This window comes from Rhabdochromatium marinum (genome assembly GCF_016583795.1).
Taxonomy (GTDB): domain Bacteria; phylum Pseudomonadota; class Gammaproteobacteria; order Chromatiales; family Chromatiaceae; genus Rhabdochromatium; species Rhabdochromatium marinum.
Map to the genome: position 1 here is coordinate 1 of NZ_NRRS01000176.1, position 1,246 is coordinate 1,246.

Consider the following 1,246-nt stretch of genomic DNA (forward strand, 5'->3'; position numbering starts at 1 on the left):
GAAAGCCATGCGAAAAAATCGCCGGGGTCCGAAAAAACCGCTGACCAAACGCACTCGATACAAAGATAAGCCGCATGTCTCGACCGCCAAGCTTCTGGCCGCTGGTTAGCCCACCTTAAAAGGGCTGCTATATATACCTATTGCATATGAGCGACCTTCATTTGGGAAAAGTTACCCATGGTAGAAAAAATGAATTAATTCGTCTTATAGATAAGCATTCGATGCACAGTGATGATGTTCCTATAATACCGGTAATAACCGGCGACTTAATGGATACACCAAACCAAGACAACAAAGATAAGGTGCAAGAATTCCTTAGAGAGCTTAATACAAAGTTTAACCACAGAGCAATTACAGTCTTGGGAAATCATGACGTTGACCCAAAGGGTGTTTTTAGTCTTTTCCGAAAAGATAAGCAAGCCACTATAAATCTTGTGTCACAAGACCCAATAGAAGTATATGAGGAGTATAAGTTAATAATTATAAAAATATGTTCCAATCAAGGAGGTAATCTTGCTTGCGGTAAGGTTGGAGAAGATCAACTAATTGCTATTGGCTCAAAATTAGATGGTATAGATAATATCGACAACTATACGCTGTTAGCGATTTTGCACCATCATCCAATAGAAATATCAATTCCTGATTGGCATAGTAGAAAATGGTATGAAGCTGTATTAGGAGCATTTCATAAAAACACCATGAAGCTTGTGGACTCTGAAAGATTCTTGTTGTGGTGCAAAGAGAGAAGAATAAAAACAGTCCTACACGGACACAAACACATACCTAACATACAAAAGGAAAATGGTGTGTATTGTATTGCGTCCGGTTCTTCAACTGGTGAAATCGAACATGCCGATAAAAACAAAACGTACATATCATACAATCTTATTAAATATGACTTAGGGCGCCGTTCTCCTGTTCAAGCAACAATATATTTTGAAGATGTGATCGGAACCAATGTTAAGCATTTAAAGACTGAGGCGTTAGCGTAAATGCCTAACATAAACATACACTCGGACAAAATAAAGCTGCGCCGCTTCGCTCTGCAGCTTTATTTTGCCGGTGATGTTGAACGTTATGTCTTATAGGACAATTGCAACAGCCCTTTTAAGGTGATGCAACTCATTGTATAATATGGATATTATTTCTAGAGTTGGAGTTGACAACCGATGTTTGATGATGTTCTCAACCGGTTTGCTGAACGCGCGCCTGCCACGGTCATGGTACGCGCTCTGCTTGAGCGATT

General features: G+C 39.7%; 1 protein-coding gene. It reads left to right on the plus strand.

Features of this window, described 5'->3' with window-relative positions; all coding sequences use genetic code 11:
* Window positions 1-146 precede the first annotated feature (146 nt).
* Window positions 147-992, plus strand: coding sequence for a metallophosphoesterase family protein (locus CKO36_RS19130; RefSeq protein ID WP_200286488.1), 846 nt, complete (start codon window positions 147-149; stop codon window positions 990-992).
* Window positions 993-1,246: the final 254 nt, after the last annotated feature.

What these genes read in the sequence shown, in the direction of transcription:
- CKO36_RS19130 (WP_200286488.1), top strand. Translation starts at nt 147, where the DNA reads ATGAGCGACCTTCATTTGGGAAAAGTTACCCATGGTAGAAAAAATGAA.